At 54.9% G+C, this 7,474-nt stretch carries 11 protein-coding genes; 3 read left to right on the top strand and 8 right to left on the bottom strand.

Annotated elements, in window-relative coordinates:
• The 7 genes from ACWB12_RS15720 to ACWB12_RS15690 all read right to left on the bottom strand — a co-directional run.
• Nucleotides 1-284 (bottom strand): ATP-binding cassette domain-containing protein (locus ACWB12_RS15720; protein WP_479531042.1); only part of this gene is annotated, 284 nt, incomplete at its 3' end.
• Nucleotides 281-1,231, bottom strand: a complete 951-nt coding sequence (locus tag ACWB12_RS15715) for an HlyD family secretion protein (protein WP_479531041.1) — start codon at nt 1,229-1,231, stop codon at nt 281-283. The genes ACWB12_RS15720 and ACWB12_RS15715, both read right to left, overlap by 4 nt.
• Entirely contained in the window at nt 1,228-1,884 is a 657-nt protein-coding gene (locus ACWB12_RS15710; protein ID WP_479531040.1) for a CerR family C-terminal domain-containing protein, read from the bottom strand. The genes ACWB12_RS15715 and ACWB12_RS15710 overlap by 4 nt, the downstream gene beginning before the upstream one ends.
• 175 nt (nt 1,885-2,059) lie before the next feature.
• Nucleotides 2,060-2,719, bottom strand: coding sequence for a LysR family transcriptional regulator (locus tag ACWB12_RS15705; RefSeq protein WP_479531039.1), 660 nt, complete (start codon nt 2,717-2,719; stop codon nt 2,060-2,062).
• A 159-nt stretch (nt 2,720-2,878) separates the two neighbouring features.
• Nucleotides 2,879-3,247, bottom strand: a complete 369-nt coding sequence (locus tag ACWB12_RS15700) for a YigZ family protein (RefSeq protein WP_479531038.1) — start codon at nt 3,245-3,247, stop codon at nt 2,879-2,881.
• 15 nt (nt 3,248-3,262) lie between these two features.
• Nucleotides 3,263-3,961 carry a VIT1/CCC1 transporter family protein gene (locus ACWB12_RS15695; protein WP_479531037.1) on the bottom strand — a complete coding sequence of 233 codons (699 nt, stop codon included), beginning with the start codon at nt 3,959-3,961 and terminating at the stop codon, nt 3,263-3,265.
• Between the two features lie 29 nt (nt 3,962-3,990).
• Nucleotides 3,991-4,707 (bottom strand): M48 family metallopeptidase, encoded by a 717-nt coding sequence (locus tag ACWB12_RS15690; protein WP_479531036.1) that lies wholly within the window; start codon nt 4,705-4,707, stop codon nt 3,991-3,993.
• A gap of 252 nt (nt 4,708-4,959) precedes the next feature.
• Between ACWB12_RS15690 and ACWB12_RS15685 the strand changes: the two genes are divergently transcribed.
• Nucleotides 4,960-5,598 (top strand): outer membrane beta-barrel protein, encoded by a 639-nt coding sequence (locus tag ACWB12_RS15685; protein ID WP_479531035.1) that lies wholly within the window; start codon nt 4,960-4,962, stop codon nt 5,596-5,598.
• An 87-nt stretch (nt 5,599-5,685) separates the two neighbouring features.
• Entirely contained in the window at nt 5,686-5,922 is a 237-nt protein-coding gene (locus tag ACWB12_RS15680) for a hypothetical protein (protein ID WP_479531034.1), read from the top strand.
• A 16-nt stretch (nt 5,923-5,938) separates the two neighbouring features.
• On the opposite strand, the gene ACWB12_RS15675 is transcribed toward ACWB12_RS15680, so the two are convergent.
• Nucleotides 5,939-6,196 (bottom strand): DUF167 domain-containing protein, encoded by a 258-nt coding sequence (locus ACWB12_RS15675; protein WP_479531033.1) that lies wholly within the window; start codon nt 6,194-6,196, stop codon nt 5,939-5,941.
• Nucleotides 6,197-6,366: 170 nt separating this feature from the next.
• On the opposite strand from ACWB12_RS15675, the gene ACWB12_RS15670 reads away from it, so the two are divergent.
• Nucleotides 6,367-7,470, top strand: a complete 1,104-nt coding sequence (locus tag ACWB12_RS15670) for a class II histone deacetylase (RefSeq protein WP_479531032.1) — start codon at nt 6,367-6,369, stop codon at nt 7,468-7,470.
• Nucleotides 7,471-7,474: the final 4 nt, after the last annotated feature.

The raw sequence follows: 7,474 nt of genomic DNA, 5'->3' as shown, positions 1-7,474 counted from the left end.
TCCTCGATCGACATGTCCTCGTAAAAGGAAAACCGCTGGGTCATATACCCAACCTCACGCTTGATTTTCAACTGATCACGGCGCAGGTCCATACCCAGCACAGTGCCGCCGCCCGCATCCGGTGTCAGCAGCCCGCACATCACCCGAATAGTGGTGGTTTTTCCAGACCCGTTCGGCCCCAGAAAGCCCGATATCTCGCCTTGTTCAACGGACATGGAAACCTTGTCGACAACGGTCTTGTCGCCGTAACGTTTTACCAGACCGTGAACGTCGATGGCTTTCATTTTTCGACCCCAAGCAAATCGACATTGACGATTTGGCCGGGTTTCAGGGCACTGTCACCCTCTAGTCGTGCCTCGAGCAGATAGACCAGCTTTTGCCGGTTCTCGAGCGAATAGATCACAGGCGGTGTAAACTCAGGCCCCGCTGAAATATAACTGATTGTTGCGGTGATACCGTCTGCACACCCATCACATTCCACGGCCAGATCGGTCCCGAGATGAATCGTGGATAAATAGCTTTCCGCCACATACAGGCGCAGTTTTATTGCCCCGTTTGGCAATACCAAAAGCACGGGTGCCTGTGGTCCTGCGGTTTCGCCAGCGTTGCGGATCACATCGATTACAGTGCCGTTGTTACTGGCCACCATAGTGCGTTTTGAAAGCCGCCAAAGCGCATTTTCCAATGTTGCTTGTGCCTGTGAAACCGTTGCTTGTGCCGCCGCAATCGCATCGGGGCGAGCCGGCAGTTTTGCGACTGCCAGATTGGCGTCAAGCTCGGCCACATGCGCACTTGCTACTTCGCTTTGGGTTTGTGCCAGATCGTACTTGGATTGCGAGATAGCCCCGCGCCGAACCAGATCGCTTTGACGTTCCAGTTCCCGTATTGCCTCTTTTGCCTGCGCATTAGCCGACCGTAATGACGCCTCGATCACCGCAATTTCCTGTGGCCGACGCCCTTGCGAAATATCGGCCAGTTTGCTTTTGGCTTGCGCCAGTGTTGCCTGCGCCTGGGAAACGGCGATCTCGGAGTCGCGATGTTCCAGCACCGCCAATTCCTGACCGGAAACGATTAAATCACCCCTCTTGACCCGAACATCCGAAATTTGCGCGATTTCGATCGGTGCCAGCAGAATGTATTCCCCTTCAACATATCCTGTTGCCAGCGGCAGCGGAACCACGCAGGCGGCAAGCAATGAATTGAGTAACGGGATGGAACAAAGGAAACTCATTGATCTGATCCTTTCTTGACCAGTTCTAGGGTGGCGCGTAGATTTGCACGGATAACATTTTCTATCATAGCGGCCTGTGCGGGACCAACACTATCCCAGCCCATCCGTTTGTTCACAATGTCCTGACCAATCCTGAAATAGACCACCTGCCCAAGTAGGGAAAACAATGTCAGAATGACCTCCTCGCTTTGGGCATCTTGCCCCGTCGCCCGCGCCCACAATGCACATAGAGACTTGTGGGCCGGCTCAATAAACTTCGGGAATATAGCATCCAATACCTCTCCGGCTTGCGCCACTTCCCGTAAGATAAACTGGGACAGGTCTTTGGCCTGCGGTTGTTGCAACAGCATATTGACCAGACCTGACAGTATCTGCTCCAGCGCCATTACTGCGCTTTGCTGATCCAGTTCCCTGATCTCGGGCAGACGTTCATTCGTTACGTTTGTCAGCATCTCGACGGCATATTCAGCACAGGCAAACCGCAGCCCCTCTTTCCCGCCAAAATAGTATGAAATTGCCGAAATGTTTGCCTCGGCAGCCTTTGCTATCTGACGGGTCGATGTGGCATCAAAGCCCTGTTCGCCAAACAAATGCAACCCAGCATTTATAAGGGCTGCGCGGGTGGGATTTTTCGTATGCTGGTTCTTTGCCATCTAGAGCCCTTTTGATTTACAATTACGCGGAAGGGATTTAGCGTGACATAAAACAATCGTTTGATTTAGTAAATAGATTGCCTTGAAATCAATTTCCAAATCGTCCCTCATTAAAATCTCTTATTGGTCCTATTGCCCCTGCTAATTAGATTTCCATTTCACCGTGGCACTAGTGTCAGAGCTGATAGTCAGGCCTTCTCAGGGGAGAAATAGCTGCTTGTTCTGCCACTTGAAGTGAAGCGTTCAGACCCTTGCCAAAACGAATGGAGAAACGATTATGACTGAGATCAAGCCGCGGTTTGAATTCCGGACATGGGCATAAAATTTTGGGTTGGTCGTGGAAAAGATACGCCGACTTTCCGCTTGTACCGGTATTCGTAAAAGTGCGGAAACGTATATCGTTTCCGCAGGTATAATGGGTGGCTTCACAGCTCTGCATGCCAGCCGCCAACAGCCGCGCAAGCTCCAGCGCGATTTCGCTGTCAAAATCCTCGACCAGCCCCAACCGCAAACTGCGCGCCTCGCTCATATTACCCGAGGTCGCCTCAACCTCGGCTTTGCGGATCAGGCGCAGCGCCTCCTCAATATCGTTCAAGAAGACGTTGCAAGTCAGGGTCAGCGCCATTGGCCTTCGGCTACGATCAATCAGGCTGACACCCAACTGGTCCTCAAGGCTGCGCAAATGGTGCGATACGGTTGAAACCGACAGACCAGTTTCCGTAGCAACAGTTTGCATCGAGCCTGATTGCGCCGCCAACCGGAAGACCTCAAGCCATTTATGGCTAAGACGTGAATTTTGGATATCCCGTTCCCCGATTACGCGGCTCGACCACATGCCGCTCCCAATAACATTCGGTCAGAAGATTGGAAATGTTACCATGTTAGTTTCGATATTATCCAATATAGGCGTATACATGTCTGCCCTCCCCTGTTGGACGGCTAAAACAAATCTTGCGGGGGTTAAGGGCAAAAAGATCACCATTCTGGACGGCCCTTAATGTTTCCAATGATCCAGATAATGGCGCACACAGCGCTGGATATGGCGAAACCGGTCACCGCCCAGTTTCACCCCGCCATACCAGCGTGTAACCACGATGATATGCTGCTCAAGCCCCTCGCGCTCCAGATTGCGCAGGATCACATTGCCCGCCCCGCCTTCGCCATCGTCGTTCTTAACCCGCACCAATTCACCCCGTCCGCTGCGAAACAGCACAGCCCATGAATTATGTGTGGCACGACCGTATTTTTTATGACGTTTCAACGCGCGCAAAAATGCCTTGGCCTCGTCGCGATCCGCGACAGGTGCGCCGCTGACCGCGTATTTTGACCCTTTATCCCTGACAACATTCTCGAATTGCCGCATGTCCTAAACCACCGCCTAAACTGTCGTTGTGCCAAACAAATAGCCAACCCCAGCCGTGGCCGCCATCGCCAAAGCACCCCAGAATGTCACACGCAAAACGGCAGGTATTATGGCCGACCCACCGGCACGAGCCGACACAGCCCCCAGCAACGCCAGTGCCACCAGTGACACACCGGTTGCGACTTCGGTAATCAATACCTCGGGTGTTAGCAGCACCGACACCACCGGCAACGCCGCGCCCGCGGTAAATGCCGCAGCCGAGGCAAGCCCGGCCTGAATGGGGCGCGCTGTGATCACATGGGAAATACCCAGTTCGTCCCGGGCATGTGCGCCCAGCGCGTCATGGTCCATCAGTTGCGCCGCCACCTGATCGGCCAGTTCGGGGGACAAGCCACGCTCGACATATATCTGCGCCAACTCTTTGCGCTCGAATTCCGGTTGCTCCGCCAGTTCACGTGCCTCGCGGGCCAGATCGCTTTTCTCGCTATCGGCTTGCGAGGAAACCGACACATATTCCCCCGCAGCCATCGACATCGCACCAGCCACAAGGCCCGCAACGCCTGCCAGCAGGATTTCGGAGGCCGTCATCCCCGCGCTGGCAACCCCGGCAATCAGGCTTGCGGTTGAAACGATACCGTCATTGGCACCCAGAACAGCGGCCCGCAGCCACCCAATGCGATCCACATAGTGGGCTTCGACTTGGCTCATTTCCATAGTGAATTTACCTTTAGATAAGTGCCAGACTACATATTGGCCACTGTACGACGCACAGTCTGGATACGTGCGGCATTGGGCGGGTGCGACCCAAGGAAACGATCACCCGGGTCGGGTATACGATTAAAGAATGCAGCGCCCTTGATCGGGTCATATCCGGAATGCACTGTAATCACCGTGCCCAACTCATCAGCCTCCAACTCGTAGTCCTTGGAATACGTCCGTGCGCCCACCGCCCCCCCCAGACGCTGCGCCTCTTGAATGCCAGCGTCCCCTGCCCCCAGAACGGCGGCCAAAAGGCCACCAACCACTGCGCCTGCAACAGCGCTTTGCTGGGTTTTGGGGATGTGGCCCCTGATATGATGTGCCGCCTCGTGGCCCAGAATAAACGCCAGTTCATCCTGATTGCGGGCCTCGGCAATCAGCGCACTGGTAAAGGCGATCACCGGGCGGCCATTTTGATCCAGCGTCTGATAGGCATTTGAGGGCTGGCCCTTGCGGTCATCAACCACGATTTTGAAATCACAATTGGTGCCGCTGGTGCGGGTCCTGCATTCCCGCTCGGCAACCGGCTCCATTCGCTCCACCACCGCAAGAAAATTACGCGCCGCGCGATTTTGGCTGACGGGCGGTGGGGCGGCAACTGTTGTGACTTTGGCGGGCGGATTTTGCTGTGGATCAGGGCCGGTCACGGTGGCACAACCGGATAGGGTCAGGGCCACAACAGCCATCACAATCTTACGCATTTATCATTCCTCTGCTAGCCTCACGGCTAAATCTATCAAAATTACAGCCAATGAACAGCCCCGTGGGCATTCCTGTGCTTGGTTGTGCAGACATTCGACCCTGCGCCTGGTTTTCTACATTCCCCAGTGGGGAAAATTCGCTCATATCCATTCCATCTGCTGCTAATTATTGTTGAAAGGGGAATAAATTTGTAGGTTTGGTTGAGGGGAGCATACGCGAATCATCCTAGGCGGTAGTAGATCGGGATCAGAATGCTACTGATGAGACAGGTTGCAATTATATGTATTGCTACAGGCGGAATTTGTTTGACGCCTGTCCGTGTCATTGCTGAATCGAACTATTATTTCGGAACTGGTTTTTCCTATCGTCTGATGAGTTCACACAACTTCAAGTCCGAAAAACGATATGTGCAGCGCAAACGCGCGAGCCACGATCTGGTGCTCGGGTACCGAACGGACACAATAAAAATATTCTACGGACCCGAGATCAACATCGAGCGGTTTTTGCGCGGAACGATGACCGATACGGCGAGAGATACTGACTGCGAGGCCGTTCAGAGCACATCCTATTACTGTTCGCGCCGAACCACATACCGGTTGCGCGGCATTTATGGGCGCAAACTGGATAGAGGGCTGGAAGTATATTTTGCGCTTGGCCTTGGGTTGATGAAAGGCAGGGGAATGACAGTGGAAAACCAAACCAGTCTGGGGATCAACGCCGGAGTCACGGTGGGGGTAGGATTGCAATATACCGTTAACCCGCGCAGCATGATCCGCGGTGAAGTAACCCACGACAGCTTTAACGTTGTTCTAAAACATCCTGATAGAATATTGCCTTCTCCTCTTTATGAGTCAACAACGCTGAAGATCAGTTACATCTTGGCATTTTAGCGCGATTGCCCTGCTCAATTTTTCCACTAGCCCCACAATGCACAACTTTGCTTGCAATCAAAGCTGTTGCGCATTTATGCTACCGATATGTTCACCATAGAGCACGAATTTGACGCCACTGTTGTCACCCTTGTCGATGACGATCAGCTGCCCTTGCAAGAAGACGTCATCATCAACACCTTTGCCAACGTGGTGGCAGTCGAGCAATACGATGAACGAACACGAAAGATGCAGAAGGTCACCCTGTCGATGAGGCAATTGCGTGATCTGCAAGCAGCACTGGATTTGCCCGAGGGCAGTTACAGGTTTGAAATGCCCAAATAGTGCGTGTTGCGCATGGCTAGGCTTTGATGCCGAACACCTTATCGCGCGATGTCGCCCCCCGCAGCAATTCCAGCCGTGATTTCGGCACCCCCAACGCGCGCGCCAACAGCTTTACCACCTCCTTGGTCGCTTTGCCCCCTTCGGGCACGGTGGTGACATAGACGCGGATCACACCATCCTCGCGTATGATCCGGTTGCGCGATGCTTTGGGTGTCACCCGCACGGAGATCCGCGCTCCGTCAACGGCCAATTCCGATAGCGCCCCTTTTTCCACGGATCAAATCCTCCTGTTATATCTGCGGCACACCCTAACACCCCCGCACATCGGCTCGCCACACCTATTCATTGTTCCTGATCGAATACGGTCAAGATAAACGTGGCTGGATTCTTCTTGAAGACGTAGCCTATGATTAGCGAGCAGTCAGACACATTCAGGAGACACATATGACCACGGCTTTTTTCTGGGATGAGAAATGTTTCTGGCATACCGGCGGCAACTACGCAGCGCGGTTTCCAACCGGCGGGCTGGTGCAGCCAATGGTGGCAGGCGGATTGCCTGAAACACCCGAGAGCAAACGGCGGCTAAAGAACCTGCTGGACGTGACGGGGTTGATTGGCGAAATGAACGCCCGCAGCGCGCCTGCCGCAACCGAGGAAGATTTGGCGCGGGTGCATCCGCAAAGCTACCTGACCCAGTTCAAGGAAATGTCGGACAGCGGCGGCGGCGAAATCGGCCTGCGTGCGCCATTCGCACAAGACGGATACGAGATTGCAGCGCTATCGGCAGGGCTGGCCAAGGACGCATTGCATGCGGTTCTGACGGGCGAATACGCTAACGCCTATTCCCTGTCCCGCCCGCCCGGCCACCACTGCCTGCCCGATTTCCCCAACGGGTTTTGCCTACTCGCCAACATCCCCATCGCAATCGAGGCCGCATTGGCCGACGGGTTGTGCAAACGGGTCGCGGTGGTCGATTGGGACGTGCACCACGGCAACGGCACCGAGGCAATATTCTACGACCGCGACGATGTGCTGACCATCAGCCTGCATCAGGACCGCAACTACCCGCTGGACACAGGGGCCTCTGCGGATCGTGGCGAAGGTGCCGGTGTTGGCTTCAATATGAACATCCCGTTGCCCGCAGGCGTCGGTCATGCGACCTATCTTGAGGCGATGGAGCGCCTCGTTGTGCCCGCCCTGACCGCCTTCAAACCCGACGTGATCATCGTGGCCTGCGGCTATGACCCCGCCATTGATGATCCACTGGGCCGGATGCTCTGCACTGCCGATACATTCCGCCAGATGACGGCGCAGATGATGGCAGCGGCTGACGCCCTGTGTGATGGCAAATTGGTTCTGGTGCACGAGGGCGGCTACTCGGAATCCTACGTGCCGTTCTGCGGCCACGCCGTGCTGGAACAAATGTCTGGCAGCGCCATCACCGCACCCGACCCGCTGGCCGATGCCTATGTGATCCGCCAACCATCCCCCCGCCTGACAGCGTTCTTCAGTCAGGTCATCGACGATCTGGAGGCTGAATTCTTTTGACAGT

This window comes from Profundibacter sp., from assembly GCF_056498605.1.
Note: the sequence above shows the minus strand (reverse complement) of the source record. Positions and strands in the feature narration are given on the sequence as shown.